The sequence below is a fragment of the Streptomyces sp. B5E4 genome (assembly GCF_039871555.1).
Classification (GTDB): Bacteria; Actinomycetota; Actinomycetes; order Streptomycetales; family Streptomycetaceae; genus Streptomyces.
Genome location: NZ_JBDPMI010000042.1, coordinates 22,796 through 42,429, shown reverse-complemented (window position 1 = coordinate 42,429; position 19,634 = coordinate 22,796). Strand labels below are relative to the sequence as shown.

3 protein-coding genes are annotated in these 19,634 nt (G+C 74.1%); all 3 read left to right on the top strand.

The genetic code is table 11. The features are described 5' to 3' along the window. Positions 1-73: 73 nt before the first annotated feature. The 3 genes from ABGA99_RS33740 to ABGA99_RS33730 are packed head-to-tail and all read left to right on the top strand — an operon-like array spanning position 74 to position 19,564. On the top strand, positions 74-17,893 hold the full coding sequence (locus tag ABGA99_RS33740; protein WP_347584120.1) for an SDR family NAD(P)-dependent oxidoreductase: 17,820 nt from the start codon (positions 74-76) through the stop codon (positions 17,891-17,893). Next, positions 17,886-18,305: a nuclear transport factor 2 family protein gene (locus tag ABGA99_RS33735; RefSeq protein WP_347577752.1), complete on the top strand. Its 420-nt coding sequence runs from the start codon at positions 17,886-17,888 to the stop codon at positions 18,303-18,305. The genes ABGA99_RS33740 and ABGA99_RS33735 overlap by 8 nt, the downstream gene beginning before the upstream one ends. Then, on the top strand, positions 18,302-19,564 hold the full coding sequence (locus tag ABGA99_RS33730) for an MFS transporter (RefSeq protein ID WP_347584119.1): 1,263 nt from the start codon (positions 18,302-18,304) through the stop codon (positions 19,562-19,564). Before ABGA99_RS33735 ends, ABGA99_RS33730 begins: the two co-directional genes overlap by 4 nt. The last annotated feature ends 70 nt before the right edge of the window (positions 19,565-19,634 follow it).

Genomic DNA, 19,634 nt, shown 5'->3' with positions numbered 1-19,634 from the left:
GGCCCTTCCCGGGCCGCGATCAACGTTCGGCAATTCAATCGGCACGGCTCGGCAAGGCAGGGGAGCAGGACAGATGGCGGACGAAGACAAGCTGCGGGATTACCTGGCACGCGTCATTGCCGAGTTGCACCAGACCCGGCAGCGGCTTCACGACGCCGAGTCCCAGGAGCACGAGCCGATCGCCATCGTCGGCATGGCCTGCCGCTACCCCGGCGACGTCCGCTCGCCGGAGGACCTGTGGCGGCTGGTGCACGAAGGCCGGGACGCGGTCGGGGAGTTCCCCTCCGGCCGCGACTGGGACGTGGAGTCGCTGTACCACCCGGACCCGGACCACCCCTCTACGTCGTACGTGCGGGAGGGCGGGTTCCTGCACGAGGCCGCCGACTTCGACGCCGAGCTGTTCCACATGAGCCCGCGCGAGGCGCTGGCCACCGACCCGCAGCAGCGGCTGCTGCTGGAGACGGCGTGGGAGGCGTTCGAACGGGCGGGTATCGACCCGCAGTCGGTGCAGGGCAGCCGGACGGGTGTCTTCACCGGCGTGATGTACAACGACTACTCCTCGCGGCTGATGCACCAGGTGCCGGCCGGCTTCGAGGGGCAGGTCGGCAACGGCAGCGCGGGCAGCATCGCCTCCGGCCGGGTGGCGTACAGCTTCGGCCTGGAGGGGCCCGCGGTCACCGTGGACACGGCGTGCTCCTCGTCGCTCGTCTCGCTGCACCTGGCCGCGCACGCGCTGCGCCAGGGCGAGTGCACGCTGGCGCTGGCCGGCGGTGTGACGGTGATGGCCACGCCCGGTACGTTCGTGGAGTTCAGCCGGCAGCGCGGTCTTGCACCGGACGGGCGCTGCAAGCCGTTCGCCGCCGCCGCGGACGGGACCGGGTGGTCGGAGGGCGTCGGGCTGCTGCTGGTCGAGCGGCTGTCGGACGCGCAGCGCAACGGGCACCCCGTTCTCGCGGTCCTGCGCGGCTCCGCCGTCAACCAGGACGGGGCCTCCAACGGCCTGACGGCGCCCAACGGCCCGTCGCAGCAGCGGGTGATCCGCCAGGCGCTCGCCAACGCGGGCCTGACCGCCGCCGACGTCGACGTCGTCGAGGCGCACGGTACGGGGACGACGCTGGGCGACCCGATCGAGGCGCAGGCGCTGCTCGCCACGTACGGCGAGGGGCGGTCGGGCGACGCACCGCTGTGGCTGGGCTCGGTCAAGTCGAACCTCGGGCACACCCAGGCCGCCGCCGGCGTTGCGGGCATCATCAAGATGGTCATGGCGATGCACGAGGGGGTGCTGCCGCGCACGCTGCACGTGGACGAGCCGTCGCCGCACATCGACTGGTCCGGGGGTACCGTCCGGCTGCTGACGGAGCCGCGGGCGTGGGCACACCCCGAGCGGCCGTTGCGCGCCGCAGTCTCGTCGTTCGGCATGAGCGGCACGAACGCCCACGTGGTGATCGAGGGCCCGCCCGCCGCGGCGGAGGAAGAGGAGCCGGCGGACGAGCAGCAGGCCCCGGGCCCGGCGGTCTGGGCGCTGTCGGGTCACACCTCGGAGGCGCTCGCCGCCCAGGCCGGGAAGCTGCGCACCTGGCTGGAGGAGAACCCCGACACCGACGCGCGGGCCGTGGGCTCCGCGTTGCTGCGGACGCGGGCGGCGCTCGCCCACCGGGGCGTGGTGTTCGGTGCGGACCGCGAGGAGTTGCTGGCCGGGCTCGCCGCCGTGGCGGAGGAGACGCCGGTGCGGGGCGCCGTCGTGGGCACGGCGGCCGGCGGCAAGCTGGCGTTGCTGTTCACGGGCCAGGGTGCACAGCGCGCGGGTATGGGCGCGGAGTTGTACGACACCTACCCCGTGTTCGCCGAGGCCCTGGACGAGGCGTGCACGGCACTGGACACCCACCTGCCGCAGCCGCTCAAGCCGCTGATGTTCGCCGAGGCCGACAGCCCCGAAGCCGATCTGCTCGACGACACCACCTACACCCAGCCCGCACTCTTCGCCTACGAAGTCGCCCTCTACCGACTCGCAGAATCCTTCGGCATCCGCCCGGACTTCCTGGCCGGTCACTCCATCGGGGAGCTGACCGCCGCCCACCTCGCCGGCGTATGGACCCTCGCGGACGCGGCCCGGCTGGTCGCCACCCGGGCCCGGCTCATGGGGACCCTGCCCACCGGCGGCGCCATGCTGTCCATGGCCACCGACCGCGACACCGCTGCCGGGCTGCTCAAGGACGTCGACGGCGCGTCGATCGCCGCGCACAACTCCCCCGTGTCCACGGTCGTCTCCGGTGACACCCAGGCCGTCGACGCCGTCGCCGAGCGGTGCGCCGAGGCCGGTGTGACCACCCGGCGGCTGCGGGTGAGCCACGCGTTCCACTCCGCGCACATGGACCCGATCCTGGAGGAGTTCCGCGCGGCAGTCGCCGAGACCGCCGCCCAGGCACCGGCCCTGCCGGTCGTCTCCAACCGCACCGGACAACCCCTCACCGCCGACGAGGCGGCCTCGCCCGAGTACTGGGCCGGGCAGTTGCGTCACACCGTCGATTACGCCGCCGTCACGACGTACCTGGAGCAGGCGGGCACGAGCACGTACCTCGAACTCGGCCCCGACACCACCCTGGCGACCCTCACCGCCGACACCCTCACCGCCCCGGCCACCGCCGTGGCGGCGCAGCAGCGCAAACGGGGGCAGGTGGAGGCGCTGACGACGGCGCTCGCCACGGTCCACACCGCGCACACCCCCCTCGCCTGGCCCGGCACCTCCGGCGCCGTCGACCTCCCCACGTACGCGTTCCAGCACCGGACCTACTGGCTCAACGCCCCCGCCTGGGCCGGCGACCCGGGGCACCTCGGGCTGCGGCGTACCGAGCACGCGCTGCTCGGCGCGGCGATGGAGCTGGCGGACGGCGCCGGCGCCGTCACGTTCACCGGCAGCCTGAGCCTGCGTACACACCCCTGGCTGGCGGACCACGCCGTCGACGGCACGGTCCTCCTCCCCGGCACGGCCTTCGTCGACCTCGCGCTGCACGCGGGCGAGCACACCGGCCACCCCCACCTGGCTGAACTCACCCTCCAGACCCCGCTGGTGCTCCCCGAGAACGGCACCCTCCACCTCCAGGTGACCGCCGGCGCCGACGCGGACGGCAGCGGGCAGCGTCCGGTCACGGTCCACTCGCGCGCCGAGGACGGCGACGTCTGGACCCCGCACGCCACGGGTCTCCTCACCGCGACGCCCGCCGGCGGCCCGGAGGGCGACCCGGCCGTCGATCTCGCCGCCTGGCCGCCCGCCGGGGCCGAGTCGCTGCCCGTCGGGTCGCTGTACGACGAACTCGCAGAGCACGGCTACCACTACGGCCCCGCCTTCCGCGGTCTGTCCGCCGCCTGGCGTGCCGCGGACGGTGACGTGTACGCAGAGGTCGCCCTCGCCGCGGACACCGGCACCGACCCGAGCGGCTACGGCATCCACCCGGCGCTCCTGGACGCCGCCCTGCACGCGCTCGGACTGGCCCCCGGCGGCGAGGAGGGCACGCAGCTTCCGTTCTCCTGGAGCGACGTCGAACTGCACGCCACCGGCGCCGACTTCCTCCGCGTCCACGTACGCCGGGTGACGCCGACCTCGGCGCGGATCACGCTGGCCGACCCGGCGGGCAGCCCCGTGGGCCGGGTCGGTTCGCTGACGCTGCGGCAGGTGGACGCCGCGCAGCTCCGGCAGGCCGCCGCGGCCGATCCGCACCACGACAGCCTGTTCACGCTGGACTGGGCCCCGCTCACCCTCCCGGAGACGGACACCACCCCCGGGTACGTCTTCCTCGCGCCGCCGGCCGGCGGTGACGGCGTCCCCGGCGCCGGCGGCGGCCGGGCCGTCGCGGACCTCGAAGCGCTCCTCGCCGGCGACGAGGTCCCGGCCACGGTCCTGCTGCCGGTGGGCGACCCCGGCGATTCGCCCCTGCCCGCACGGGTGCGGGAGTCGAACACCCGGCTGCTGGAGTTCGTCCAGCGCTGGCTCGCGGAGGAGCGGCTGGCCGGCACCCGGCTCGCCGTCGTGACGTCGGGGGCCGTGGCCGCCGAGCCCGGCGACCCGGTGACCGACCTGGTGGCGGCCGCCGCATGGGGGCTGCTGCGCTCCGCGCAGTCGGAGCACCCGGACCGCTTCCTCCTGCTCGACGTGGACGGCGACCCTCGTACCGTGGCGGCGCTCGGCGCCGTCCTGGCCTGCGGAGAGCCGCAGACCGCCGTACGCGAGGGCCGTGCCCTCGCCGCCCGCCTGGGGCGGTCCGCGGCCGACGACGTGCTGACCCCCCCGCCCGGCGAGGACCACTGGTGCCTGGGCGTGACCGGCCAGGGCTCCCTGGACGACGTCGCGCTCGTCCCGTCGCCGGAGGCGGGGGCGGACCTGGGGCCCGGCGAGGTGCGGGTCGCGGTACGGGCCGGCGGGCTGAACTTCCGCGACGTCGTCGTCACGCTCGGCATGGTGGCCGACGTGCGCGCCGTGGGCGGCGAGGGCGCCGGCATCGTCGTGGAGGCCGCACCCGACGTCACCCATCTCGCGGCCGGCGACCGGGTGATGGGCCTGTTCACCACCACCGGCCCGGTGACCGTCACGGACGCCCGGCTGCTGTCCCGTATCCCGGAGGGCTGGTCCTTCGCGGAGGCGGCCACCGTGCCGATCGTCTTCCTCACCGCCTACTACGGGCTGGTGGACCTGGCGGCCGTCGAGCCGGGCGAGCGGCTGCTCGTGCACGCCGGCGCCGGTGGCGTCGGCATGGCGACCCTGCAACTCGCGCGGCACTGGGGCGTAAACGTCCTGTCCACCGCCAGCTCCGGCAAGCAGCACGTGCTGCGGGAGTACGGGGTCGAGGACACCCGTATCGCGTCCTCGCGGACGCTGGACTTCGAGGAGCAGTTCCGTACGGCGACCGACGGCGCGGGAGTGGACGTCGTACTGAACTCCCTGGCCGGGGAGTTCGCCGACGCCTCGCTGCGGCTGCTGAGCGACGGCGGCCGGTTCGTCGAGATCGGCAAGACCGACATCCGGGACCCCGAGACGGTCGCCGAGGAGTACCCCGGCACGACGTACCAGGCGTTCGACCTCGGTGACGCCGGTCCCGACCGCATCCAGGAGATGCTGGAGGAGCTGCGGGAGCTGTTCGAGAGCGGCGTGCTGCGGCCGTTGCCCGTCACCTCCTGGGACATCCGGCGGGCGCCCGAGGCACTGCGTCATCTGAGCCAGGCGAGGCACATCGGCAAGGTCGTGCTGACGATCCCGGCCCCGATCGACCCGGACGGCACCGTCCTGGTCACCGGCGGCACCGGCGTCCTCGGCGCCCACGTCGCCCGCCACCTCGTCACCGCCCACGGCGTCCGGAACCTCCTGCTCACCAGCAGGTCAGGACCCGACGCCCCCGGCGCCACCGAGCTGCACGACCAGCTCACCGCCCTGGGCGCCGAGGTACGGATCGCTGCCTGCGACGCCGCCGACCGCGACCGACTCGCCACCCTCCTCGACACGGTGAGCGACGCGCATCCGCTCCGCGCCGTCGTCCACACCGCGGGCGTACTCGACGACGCCACCGTGGACCGCCTCACCCCCGAACAGCTCGCCGCCGTCCTCCGCCCGAAGGTGGACGCCGCCTGGAACCTGCACGAGCTGACCGAGCACCTGGAGCTGGACGCGTTCGTCCTGTTCTCCTCCGCCGCCGCCACCTTCGGTGCGCCCGGCCAGGCCAACTACGCCACGGCCAATACCTTCCTCGACGCCCTCGCGGCACTGCGGCACCGCCGCGGCCTGCCCGCCACCTCGCTCGGCTGGGGTCTGTGGGCCGAGGCCAGCGGCATGACCGGGCACCTGGACGACGCCGACGTCGCGCGGGTCAGCCGCGCGGGCGTCGTCCCGCTCACCACGGCGCACGGCCTGGAACTGCTCGACGCGGGCCTGTCCGGCAGCCGGCCCTTCCTGCTGCCGACCGGTCTGGACACCCGCGTCCTCGACCCCGCCACCGCGCCGCCGCTGCTCCGCGCGCTGGTGCAGCCGCGCCGGGCCGCCGCAACGCCCGCGAGCCGGGGCGCCGCCCGCAGTGGCGGCCGGGGTTCGTCACTGGCCGACGAACTGTCCGCGATGGCGCCCGAGAACCGGGAGCGGCACGTCCTGGACCTGGTCCGCAGCCATGTGGCGACGGTACTGGTCCTCGGTGACGCGACCGCGGTCGGCGCCGACCGCAGCTTCCGCGAGCTGGGCTTCGACTCGCTCACGGCCGTCGAGATGCGCAACCGGCTCACCGCGGCCACCGGCCTGCAACTGCCGACGACGCTGGTCTTCGACCACCCGACGCCGGCCCTGCTGGCTCGCTTCGTACTGGACGAACTGCTCGGTGCGCTGCCGCAGACGGCGCTCTCCCCCGCCGTCGGCCCGCGCGCCGACGAGGACGAGCCGATCGCGATCATCGGCATGGCCTGCCGCTTCCCCGGCGGTGTCGCCTCGCCGGAGGACCTGTGGCGGCTGGTGAGCGAGGGCCGCGACGGTATCGGGGCCTTCCCCGAGGACCGCGGTTGGGACCTCGACCGGCTCATGGACCCGGACCCGGAGCGCCTGGGGACGTCCGCCACGTCGCAGGGCGGATTCCTCTACGACGCGGCCGAGTTCGACGCCGAGCTGTTCCGGATCAGCCCTCGCGAGGCGCTGGCCACCGACCCGCAGCACCGGCTGCTGCTGGAGACGGCGTGGGAGGCGTTCGAACGGGCCGGCATCGACCCGCACACGCTGCGGAACACCGCCACCGGCGTCTTCGCGGGCGTCATCTCCCAGGACTACCTGTCCCGGCTGACCGAGACCCCGGAGGGCTTCGAGGGGCAGGTCGGCATCGGCAGCGCGCTGAGCATCGCCTCCGGGCGCGTGTCGTACACGTTCGGGCTTGAGGGCCCGGCGGTGACGGTGGACACGGCGTGCTCGTCGTCGCTGGTGACGCTGCACCTGGCGTGCCAGTCGCTGCGCAGCGGCGAGTCGACGCTCGCGCTGGCGGGCGGGGTGACGGTGATGGCCACACCCGGCTGCTTCACCGAGTTCAGCCGCCAGGGCGGACTGGCACCGGACGGGCGCTGCAAGCCGTTCGCGGCCGGCGCCGACGGGACGGGCTGGTCGGAGGGTGTCGGGCTGCTGCTCGTGGAGCGGCTGTCGGACGCCGTACGCAACGGGCGCCGCATCTTGGCGGTGGTGCGTGGTTCCGCGGTGAACCAGGACGGTGCGTCGAACGGGTTGACGGCGCCGAACGGTCCGTCGCAGCAGCGGGTGATCCGGCAGGCGCTGGCCAATGCCGGTTTGTCGACTTCGGACGTGGACGCCGTCGAGGCGCACGGCACGGGAACGACCCTGGGCGACCCGATCGAGGCGCAGGCACTGCTCGCGACCTACGGGAAGGACCGCGCAGAAGACACGCCGCTGTGGCTGGGGTCGCTGAAGTCGAACCTCGGGCACACCCAGGCCGCGGCCGGTGTCGGCGGCGTCATCAAGATGGTGATGGCGATGCGGGAAGGCGTGCTGCCGCAAACGCTGTACGTGGACGAGCCCTCGTCGCACATCGACTGGACCGCGGGCGGGGTACGGCTGCTGACCGAGCAGCGCCCGTGGACGGTCGACGAGGAGCGGCCGCGGCGTGCGGGGGTGTCGTCGTTCGGGATGAGCGGCACCAACGCCCACGTCATCATCGAGCAGGCCCCGGAGCCCGAGGCGGCGCCCGCCGTGGTCGAGCCGGGCGGGGTGGTGGTGTGGCCGGTCTCCGGCCACACGCCCCAGGCGCTCGCCGATCAGGCCGGTCGACTGCACGCCTACCTGACCGAACGCCCCGAGATCACTCCGGCCGGCGTCGCCCACAGCCTGGTCACCACGCGACCGGCGCTCGGCGACCGGGCGGTCGTCGTGGGCGGCGAGCGGGACGAACTGCTGGAGGGCCTGGCCGCGATCGCCGCGGGCGAGCCGTCCGCGCGGGTCGTCACCGGAGATGTGCGCTCCGAGGGCAAGACGGTGTTCGTCTTCCCGGGTCAGGGTGCGCAGTGGGCGGGCATGGCCGCCGACCTGATCGAGACCGAGCCGGTGTTCGCCCAGGCGATCGCGGAGTGCGAGGCGGCGCTGTCCGTCTACGCGGACGACTGGTCGCTCACCGACGTCCTGGCCGATCCGGAAGGTGTGTTGCTGGAGCGGGTGGACGTGGTCCAGCCCGCGCTGTTCGCGGTCATGGTCAGCCTCGCGCGGCTGTGGCAGCACCACGGCATCAAGCCCGACGCGGTCATCGGCCACTCCCAGGGCGAGATCGCCGCCGCCCACATCGCCGGGGCCCTCACGCTTGAGGACGCGGCAAAGGTCGTGTGCCTGCGCAGCCGGGCCATCCGCGCCCTGTCCGGCCAGGGCGCCATGGCGTCCATCGCTCTTCCTCACGCGCAGGTCGCGGACGGGATCGCCGCGTGGGACGGGAAGCTGTCGGTCGCGGTCGTCAACAGCCCCACCGCCACCGTGATCTCCGGCGACACCGACGCCGTAACCGCCTACCTCGCCCAGTGCGAGAAGGCGGGCGTACGCAATCGGCTGCTGCCGGTGGACTACGCGTCCCACGGCCCCCACGTCACCGCGCTCCGCGAGACGCTGCTCAGCACGCTCGCGGGCCTGGAGCCGGGCCCGGCATCGATCCCCTTCTACTCGACCGTCACCGGCGAGGAGTTCGACACCACCGGCCTGACCGCCGACTACTGGTACACCAACCTGCGTGAGACCGTCCGCTTCCACGACACCCTCACGCGCCTGGTCGACAGCGGACACACCACGTACGTCGAGACCAGCCCCCACCCCACCCTCACCACCGCCATCACCGACTCCGGCACCGACACGCCCGTGACCGTGACCGGATCCCTCCGGCGGCACGAGCACTCCCCCACCCAGTTCCGCCTCGCCCTCGGGCACCTGCACGCCCACGGCACGGCCGTCGACTGGCACACCACTCCCACCGCTCCGGCCGACCTGCCCACCTACCCCTTCCAGCACCAGACCTACTGGCTCGACGTCCCCGCCACCGGCGGCGACCCGGCGTCCCTCGGCCTCCAGCACACCGACCACCCCCTCCTCCCCGCGTCGCTTCAGCACGCCGACAACTCGGGCACCTTCAGCTTCACGGGACAGGTCTCTCTCCGCAGCCATCCCTGGCTCGGCGACCACGCCGTCGCCGGCACGGTCCTCCTCCCCGGCGCCGCGCTCGTCGACCTCGCCCTCCACGCGGGCGACCGGACCGCGCACCCCCACCTGGCCGAACTCACCCTGCAGACCCCCCTCGTCATCCCCCAGGACGCGACGCTGCAGCTCCAGGTCACCGTCGGCCCGGAGGACGACCAGGGCCGCAGCCCCGTCTCCGTACACACGCGGCAGGCCGACGACGAGCCGTGGGTGACCCATGCCGTCGGCGTCCTCGCCGACGAGGACGGCGACCCGGCGGGCGCGGACCTCGGCGCCTGGCCGCCGGCGGACGGCGTGGCGCTGCCGGTGGACACCCTGTACGACGACCTGGCCGAGCGCGGCTACGGCTACGGCCCCGCGTTCCGCGGGCTCACCGCGGCCTGGCGCCAGGGCGACGACCTGTACGCCGAGGTCGGCCTCGACCCCGCCACCGACGTGACCGGGTACGGCATCCACCCCGCGCTCCTCGACGCCGCCCTGCACACCCTGGGCGCCGACACCCGGAGCGGCGGGGACGACGCGGAGGTCGCGCTGCCCTTCTCCTGGGCGGGTGTCAGCCTGTACGCGACCGGGGCCACGGCCGCGCGCGTACGCATCGAGCGCTCCGACCCCCGCAACGTCACCCTGCACCTCGCAGATGCGACGGGCCAGCCCGTCGCCCGGGTTCGCGCACTCACCCTGCGGCCCGTCGACCCGGCGCAACTGTCGGCGCCCGCACCGGACGCTGACAGCCGGCTGTTCAGCGTGGCCTGGACGCAGCTCACACCGCCGGAGGAGCCGCGGGAGCAGCGGTACACGTTCCTCCTCGCCGGCGCCGAGGCCGCGCCGGACGCCGATGTCCTCGACCGCCTCGACGAGGCCGGGGAACTGCCGCTGCCCGAGCGCGTCCAGGCCGCGAGCGAGCAGGCGCTGGCCGCGCTCCAGGGCTGGCTGGCCGACGAGGGCGCAGCGGACTCCCGTCTGGTGGTCCTGACCGGCGGTGCCGTCGCGGCCCGCGCCGGGGAGCACCCGACCGACCTGGTGCACGCCCCGCTGTGGGGCATGATCCGCAGCGTCCAGACCGAGCACCCGGACCGCATCACGCTCCTCGACACCGACCGCACGCCCACGCCCGCGGAAGTGGCCCTCGCGCTCACCCTGGACGAACCCCAGCTCGCGCTGCGCGACGGTACGTTCCACGCGCCCCGGCTGGCCCGCCACCCGGCGCCGGAGCGGCTGACGCCGCCCGCGGACGCGCTGGCATGGCGCCTCGGCGTGACCGGCGGCGGGACGGTGGAGGACGTCCGGCTGGTCGACTTCCCGGAGGCCGCCGCGCCGCTGGAGCCCGGCCAGGTCCGTATCGCGCTGCGCGCCGCGGGGCTGAACTTCCGCGACGTCGTCGTCGCGCTCGGGATGGTGGCCGACGTGCGCTCGCTGGGCGGCGAGGGCGCCGGCGTCGTGCTGGAGGTGGCGCCCGACGTCACCCATGTCGCGGTCGGCGACCGGGTGATGGGCCTGCTGTCCGGCACCGGGCCGATCACCATGACGGACGCACGCCTGGTCACCCGCATCCCCGACGGCTGGACCTTCGCCGAGGCGGCGACGGTGCCGATCGTCTATCTCACCGCGTACTACGGTCTGTCCGACCTGGCCGGCGTGCAGGCGGGCGAGCGGCTGCTGCTGCACGCGGCGACGGGCGGCGTGGGGACGGCCACCCTCCACCTCGCCGAGCACTGGGGGCTGGAGGTCTACGCCACGGCGAGCGCGCCCAAGCAGCACGTGCTGCGGGAGTACGGGCTGCCTGACGCCCGTATCGCGTCGTCGCGGACGCTGGACTTCGAGGAGCGGTTCCGTACGGCGACCGAGGACAGCGGCGTGGACGTCGTACTGAACTCCCTGGCCGGGGACTTCACCGACGCCTCACTGCGGCTCCTCGGTGACGGCGGCCGGTTCGTCGAGATCGGCAAGACCGACATCCGGGACGCGGAGACGGTCGCGGAGGAGTACCCCGGCCGGACGTACCAGGTCTTCGACCTGGGTGACGCCGGCCCGGACCGCATCCAGGAGATGCTGCGGGAGCTGGGCGAGCTGTTCGCCGGCGGGGCGCTCGCCCCGCTGCCCGTCACGGCCTGGGACATCCACGACGCCCAGCAGGCGATCCGGTTCCTGAGCCAGGCGAGGCACGTCGGCAAGGTCGTGCTGACGATCCCGGCCCCGATCGACCCGGACGGCACCGTCCTGGTCACCGGCGGCACCGGCGTCCTCGGCGCCCACGTCGCCCGCCACCTCGTCACCGCCCACGGCGTCCGGAACCTCCTGCTCACCAGCAGGTCAGGACCCGACGCCCCCGGCGCCCGCACCCTCCACGAAGAACTCACCGCACTCGGCGCCACCGTCCAGATCACCGCCTGCGACACCGCCGACCGCGACCGACTCGCCGCCCTCCTCGACACCGTCAGCGACGACCACCCGCTCACCGGCGTCGTGCACGCCGCCGGCGTGCTCGACGACGCCACGACCGAGCAGCTCACGCCGGCCCACCTGGCGACGGTCCGCCGGCCGAAGGTGGACGCGGCGTGGAACCTGCACGAGCTGACCGCCGAGCGCGGCGTCGACACCTTCGTCCTCTTCTCCTCCGCCGCGGCCGGCCTGGGCGCGCCCGGCCAGGCCAACTACGCCGCCGCCAACGCCTTCCTCGACGCCCTCGCGCTGCACCGGCACGGCCGCGGGCAGCACGCCCTGTCGCTGGGCTGGGGCTACTGGGCCGAGGCCAGCGGCATGACGGGGCACATGAGCCAGGCGGACACCGACCGCCTGGCTCGCGGCGGCGTCCGGCCGCTGCGGACGGAGACCGGGCTCCGGCTCTTCGCCTCGGCGCTGGCCGCAGGCGCGCCCGCGCTGCTGCCGATCGACCTCGATCCGGCGCGGCTGGCCGCGGGCGGCAGTGTCCCGCCGATGATGCGCGGTCTGGTACGTCCCGCGCGGCGGGTCGCCGCCGCGGCAGGGCCCGGCGCGGCGGGAGGGCTGGCCCGTACGCTCGCCGACCTGTCCCCCGCGGCCCGGCAGGAGCGCGTGCTCACGCTGGTCGGCCAGCACGTGGCGGCGGTCCTCGGCCGCACCGGGGAGGTGGCCGCCGACCGGGCGTTCAAGGACCTCGGCTTCGACTCGCTGACCGCCGTCGAACTGCGCAACCGCCTCGGCGCCGCCACCGGCGTCCAGCTCCCGACGACCGTGGTCTTCGACCACCCGAACCCGCGGGCGCTCACCAAGTTCCTCCTCGGGCAGCTCCTCGGCGCCGACGCCGGGACCGACGCCCCGCGGGCCCGCACCGCGGCCGCCGCGCGGGCCGACGACGAGCCGATCGCGATCGTCGGCATGGCCTGCCGCTTCCCCGGCGACGTCGCCTCGCCGGAGGACCTGTGGCGGCTGCTGGCGGAGGGGCGCACCGGTATCGGCCCGTTCCCCGACGACCGGGGCTGGGACCTGGACAGCCTGCTGAATCCCGACCCCGACCACGCGGGTACGTCCACGACGCACCGGGGCGGATTCCTGCACGACGCGGCGAAGTTCGACGCCGACCTGTTCCGGATCAGCCCGCGCGAGGCGCTGGCCACGGATCCGCAGCAGCGGCTGCTGCTGGAGACGGCGTGGGAGACGTTCGAGCGCGCGGGCATCGACCCGCAGTCGCTGCACGGCAGTCAGACCGGCGTGTTCACCGGCCTCACGTCGCAGGACTACTTCTCCCGGCTGGGGAGTATCTCGGAGGAGCTTGAGGGCTACCTCGGCACCGGCAGCCTCGCGAGCATCGCGTCGGGCCGGATCGCGTACACGCTGGGCCTGGAAGGGCCGGCGGTGACGGTGGACACGGCGTGTTCGTCGTCGCTGGTGGCGCTGCACATGGCGGCGCAGTCCCTCCGCCAGGGCGAGTGCGATCTCGCGCTGGCGGGCGGCGTGACGATCATGGCCACGCCCAACGCCTTCGTCGTCTTCAGCCGGCAGCGCGGTCTGGCGCCCGACGGCTGCTGCAAGCCGTTCGCGGACGGAGCCGACGGCACGGGCTGGTCGGAGGGCGTGGGACTGCTGCTCGTCGAGCGGCTGTCGGATGCCCGCCGGAACGGGCACAAGGTGCTCGCGGTGGTACGCGGTTCGGCGGTCAACCAGGACGGCGCGTCGAACGGTCTCACCGCGCCGAACGGTCCGTCGCAGCAGCGGGTGATCCGGCAGGCGCTGGCCAATGCCGGTTTGTCGACCTCGGACGTGGACGCCGTCGAAGCCCATGGCACGGGAACGACCCTGGGCGACCCGATCGAGGCGCAGGCGGTCCTGGCGACGTACGGCCAGGACCGGCCGGAGGGTTCGCCGCTGTGGCTGGGCTCGCTGAAGTCGAACATCGGGCACACCCAGGCCGCCGCCGGTGTCGGCGGCGTCATCAAGATGGTCATGGCGATGCGGGAAGGCGTGCTTCCCCAGACGCTGCACGTCGATGAGCCCTCGTCGCACATCGACTGGACCGCGGGCGCCGTGCAGTTGCTCACCGAGCAGCGGCCGTGGACGCTGGACGAGGAGCGGCCGCGGCGGGCGGGCATTTCGTCGTTCGGGATGAGCGGCACCAACGCCCACGTCATCATCGAGCAGGCCCAGGAACCCGAGCACGAGCAGGAGACGGCCGAGCCGGCCGCCGGAGTGGTGGTGTGGCCGATCTCCGGCCACACGCCGCAGGCGGTGGCCGACCAGGCCGCGCGGCTCCACAGCCACCTGAGCGAGCACGCTGAGATCACCCCGGCCCAGGCGGCCCACGGGCTGATCAGCACCCGTTCCGCCCTCGGCCACCGTGCGGTGGTCGTCGGCGGGGAGCGGGACGAACTGCTGGACGGTCTCGCCGCGTTCGCGGCGGGGCAGCCTTCCGCCCGGGTGGTCAGCGGGACTGTGCGGCCGGGTGGGAAGACGGTGTTCGTGTTCCCGGGTCAGGGTGCGCAGTGGGCGGGCATGGCCGCCGACCTGATCGAGACCGAGCCGGTCTTCGCCCAGGCCATCGCGGACTGCGAGGCGGCCCTTGCCGTTTACGCGGACGACTGGTCGCTCACCGACGTCCTGGCCGATCCCGAGGGCGCGTTGCTGGAGCGGGTGGACGTCGTCCAGCCCGCGCTGTTCGCCGTCATGGTCAGCCTCGCCCGGCTGTGGCAGCACCACGGCATCAGCCCGGATGCGGTCATCGGCCACTCCCAGGGCGAGATCGCCGCCGCCCACATCGCCGGAGCCCTCACCCTTGAGGACGCCGCGAAGGTCGTGTGCCTGCGCAGCCAGGCCATCCGCGTCCTGTCCGGGCAGGGCACCATGGCCTCCGTCGCACTGCCCCACACCCAGATCGCGGAAGAGATCGCCGCATGGGACGGCAAGCTGTCCGTCGCCGTGGTCAACAGCCCCACCGCCACCGTGATCTCCGGCGACACCGACGCCGTCAAGGCGTATCTGGCCCAGTGCGAAGAAGCCGGTGTACGGAACCGGCTGCTGCCCGTCGACTACGCCTCCCACGGACCCCACGTCACCGCACTCCGCGAGACACTCCTCGACACACTGGCGGGCCTGGAACCGGTCGAGGCATCGACCCCCTTCTACTCGACCGTCACCGGCGAAGAGTTCGACACCACCGGACTCACCGCCGACTACTGGTACACCAACCTCCGTGAAACCGTCCGCTTCCACGACACCCTCAACCGGCTGATCACCGACGGACACACCACCTACGTCGAAACCAGCCCCCACCCCACCCTCACCACCGCCATCGCCGACACCCCCGCCGAGAGCGAAGCCGCCCTGACGGTCACCGGCACCCTGCGCCGCCACGAGCACTCCCCCACCCAACTCCGCCTCGCTCTCGCACACCTCCACACCCACGGCGCCCCCGTCGAGTGGCACGCCACCCCCACCACGCCCGCCGACCTGCCCACCTACCCCTTCCAGCACGAGCACTACTGGCTCCACGCCCCCGCCACCGACGGCGGCGATCCCGCCGCCCTCGGCCTCACCGGGGCCGCACACGCCCTCCTCGGCGCGGCCATCGAGCACCCCGGCACCGGCGGCACGACCCTCACGGGCACGCTGTCCCTCGCCACGCACCCGTGGCTCGCCGACCACGCCGTCGGCGACGTCGTGCTGCTTCCCGGCACGGCGTTCGTGGAGCTGGCTCTGCACGCAGGCGACCACACCGGCCACCCCCACCTGGCGGAACTCACCCTCCAGGCGCCCCTCGTGCTCCCCGAGAGGGGGACGGTTCAGCTGCACGTGTCCGTGGGCGGGGACGACGCGGGCCGGTCGTCCGTCACCGTCCACTCGCGGCAGGCCGCGGACGAGGACGGCGCGGAGTGGACCCTGCACGCCACCGGTGTGCTCTCGGAGTCGACGCCGGCCCCCGTGGACACCGGCATGGCCGTCTGGCCCCCGCAGGGTGCCGAGGCGCTGGCCACGGACACCCTCTACGACGACCTCGCCGCTCACGGCTACCAGTACGGCCCCGCCTTCCAGGGGCTCACCGCGGCCTGGCGCAAGGGCGACGACGTGTACGCCGAGGTCGGCCTCGACGCCGACACCGCGGCGAGCGGTTACGGGCTCCACCCGGCGCTGCTCGACGCCACCCTGCACGCGCTCGCCCTCGGCTCCGCCGACGGCGACGGTGTCCAACTGCCGTTCTCCTGGTCGGGAGTCGAGCTGTACGCCACCGAGGCCACGTCCGTACGGGCGCGGGTGACCCCGAGCGGTCCGACGACCGTCACCGTGGAGCTGAGCGACCCGCAGGGTGCGGCGGTGGCGCGGATCGACGCGCTGACCCTCCGTCCGGTGGACGTCTCGCAGCTCCCGGCCGCGGGGGCCGCCACCCGGAACCGGCTCTTCGCCATGGCCTGGTCGCCGCTCCCCGCCGCGCCGGGCACCGCGCCCGCACCCGACTGGGCCGCGCTGCTCACCGCCCCGCCGACGGAGGCGCTCGCCGACCGCGCGTACGCCCAGCTCGCCGACGACGCCTCCCTCCCGATGCCGGACCGGGTCCACCGGGCCGTCGCGCAGGCCCTCGGCCACGTACAGGAATGGCTGGCCGACGAGGCGAACGCGGACCGGCACCTCGTCGTCCTCACCAGCCGCGCCGTCGCCACCGCCGACGACGAGGACGTCACCGACCTCGTCCACGCACCCCTCTGGGGCCTGATCCGCAGCGCCCAGAGTGAGAACCCCGGCCGGATCACGGTCGTCGACACCGACGGACACCCCGACAGCGAGGCCGCCCTACCCGCCGCACTCACCCTGGACGAACCCCAACTCGCCCTGCGCGGCGGCCAAATGCTCGCACCCCGGCTCACCCGCCACACCGCCGCCCCCGACCGGGCGCTCACCCTCCAGCCGGAGGGCACCGTCCTGATCACCGGCGGCACCGGCACCCTCGGCGCCCACACCGCCCGCCACCTCGTCACCGCCCACGGCGCACGCCATCTGCTGCTCACCAGCCGCTCCGGCCCCGACGCGACCGGAGCCACCGAGCTGCGCGACGAACTCACCGCCCTCGGCGCCGACGTGCGCATCGCCGCCTGCGACACCGCCGACCGCGACCAGCTCACCGCTCTCCTCGACACCATTCCGGAAGAGCACCCGCTGACCGCCGTCGTCCACACCGCCGGCGCACTCGCCGACGCCACCCTCCCCAACCTCACCCCCGACCACCTCACCACCGCCCTCCAACCGAAGGTCGACGCAGCCTGGAACCTGCACGAACTCACCCAAGGTCTCAAGCTCGACACCTTCGTCCTCTACTCCTCCGCCGCCGCCACCCTCGGCGCCCCCGGACAGGCCAACTACGCCACCGCCAACACCTTCCTCGACACCCTCGCCCACCACCGCACCCGCCAGGGCCTGCCCGCCGTCAGCCTCGCCTGGGGCTACTGGGCCGAACAGTCCGGCATGACCGGCCACCTCGACCAGGCGGACGTGGGCAAGCTGCGGCGTTCGGGACTCGTGCCGCTGACCAACGAGCAGGGCATGGCGCTGTTCGACGCGGCCACGGCCCCGGGCGGCCCGGCGGTGCTGCTGCCCGCCGGGGTGTCGACCGGGCAGCTCGACGCGGAGACGGCGCCGCCCCTGCTGCGCGCACTGGCGCGGCCGGCCCGGCGGGCCGCGGGTGCGGCCGGGCGCGGGGCTGCGGATCTGGTCGGCCGGCTGGCCGGGCTGGAGCCCGCGGAGCGGGCCGAGGCTCTGGTGGAGCTGGTCTCCGGGCACGTGGCCGCGGTGCTGGGCCATGCATCGACGTCCTCGGCGCCGCCGGAGAAGGCGTTCAAGGACCTCGGCTTCGACTCACTGACCGCCGTGGAGCTGCGCAACCGGCTCAATGCCGCGACCGGGCTGCGACTGCCCGCCACCCTCGTCTTCGACCACCCCTCGCCGGCGGCCGTCGCGGAGTTGCTGGACGAGGAGCTGTTCGCCGACGGCGGCCCGGCCGTGCCGCATTCCGCGCCCGTCGATCCGCTGGCCGAACTGGACCGGCTGGACGCGGCGTTGTCCGCGGTCGGCCAGGACGAGGCCGTACGCGACCGCGTCGCGCAGCGGCTCTCGGCGGTGCTGGCACGGCTCGGGGCCGACAGGGAGCGGGAGGACGGGGTGTCCGACCGGCTGCAGACGGCGTCCAGCGACGAACTCTTCGCCTTTATCGACAAGGATCTGGGAAGGAACTCGAATGCCTGATGAGGCAGCACGCAAGCGGGTGGCGCTGGAGTACTGCCGCCTCCTCAACGACGGCGACGTCGACGGTGCGCTTGCGCTCTTCGCGACCGACGTCAGGTATGAGGATCCGGTCGGCAGCGGTGCGCTGACGGGGCGGCCCGCGGTGCGTACGCATCTGGCGCAGGCGGTGGCCAACCACGTACGGGAGACGCCCGGGGAGCCGGTGGCGTCGCTGGACGGCGAGCACGTGCTGCTGCCGTGCCGGGCCGAGCTGGACGACGCGCGGCTGCCCGCGGGGAGCCGGCTGTCGGTGAACTTCGTGGCGATGCTGCGGGTGGGGGCCGACGGTCTGATCCGGGAGATGCGCATGTTCTGGGGGCGTTCGGACGCGACGGTCGTGCCCAGAACGCCGGAAGCCCAGGTCATACGGTGAGCGCGCCCGTACGGGGCCCGGAGCCGCCGGCGGTCACCACGCCGGCGGCGCTGGCGGAGCCGACCGAGCCGGTCGGCCGGAAGTGGACCTTCCTGCTGGTGCTGGCCAACATGGGGGTCTGGATGGCCTTCATGGCGCCGCTCCAGGTGCTGCTGCCCGACCAGATCGAGAGCATCTCGCCGGACAACAAGAAGGCGCTGCTGGGCTGGGTGACGGCCGCGGGCGCGCTGGCGGCACTGGTGGCCACGCCGCTGTGCGGAGCGCTGTCGGACCGTACGACGAGCAGGCTGGGCCGGCGGCGGCCGTGGACGGTGACGGGGGCGCTGCTGGCCGCCGTGTCCCTGGCGGCGCTGGCGCCGCAGGACACCCTCGCCGGCGTCATCATCGCCTGGGTGTTCGTCCAGGTCGGCCTGAACATGATGCTCGCGTCGCTGACCGCCGCGATCCCGGACCGGGTGCCGGTGGCGCAGCGAGGGCTGGTATCGGGCTGGACGAACCTGCCGCAGGTGCTCGGCGCGGTGCTGGGGGCGGCGGTGGCGTCGGCGCTCGTGCCGGGGCGTCCGGGGTACGTGGCCCTGGGGGTGGCCGTCGTCGGTTTCGCCCTGCCGTTCGTGCTGCTGACGAAGGACGATCCGCTGCCGGAGTCGGCGCGGCCGCAGATGCGCACGGTGTGGCGGGGCATGTGGCTGGATCCGCGCAAGCACCCGGACTTCGGGTGGGCGTGGGCGAGCCGGTTCATCACCCAGCTCAGCGGCGCGTCGGCCTCGCTGTACCTGCTGTACTACCTGGAGGACGAGGTGAAGGTGGCGGACGCCGACGAGGCGGTCCTCCAGCTCACCGCGGTCACGGCGCTGTTCCTGCTGGTGACGATCGTGCTCGGCGGCTACTGGTCGGACCGGCTGGGGCGGCGCAAGGTGTTCGTGCTGGGTTCCGGCGCGGTGCTGGCGGTGTCGTCGGTGGTGATGGCGGTGGCGCCGACGTGGCCGGCCGTGGTGGCCGCCGCGGCCGTGCTGGGCACGGGGTTCGGTGTGTACCTGGCGGTGCACTCGGCGCTGCTGACGGAGGTGCTGCCGTCCGCCGCGGACCGGGCGAAGGACATGGGCCTGGTCAACGTGGCGAACACGGCGCCCAACCTGCTCGCTCCGGCCCTCGCCGGGCCGGTCGTGTGGCTGGCCGGCTATCCGGCGCTGTTCGCGATGTCGGCGGTGCTGACGCTCGGCGGCAGCGCGCTGGTGCTGCGGATCCGGTCGGTGTCCTGACGGTGTCCGGCGCCGCGTACTGACGGTGCGTACCGGCGCCGTGTCGTGAGCTTCGTACGGCCGGAACGGC

Bases quoted from the DNA above. Each gene is read 5' to 3' on its own strand.
- ABGA99_RS33735 (WP_347577752.1), top strand. From the start codon at position 17,886: ATGCCTGATGAGGCAGCACGCAAGCGGGTGGCGCTGGAGTACTGCCGC.
- ABGA99_RS33740 (WP_347584120.1), top strand. From the start codon at position 74: ATGGCGGACGAAGACAAGCTGCGGGATTACCTGGCACGCGTCATTGCC.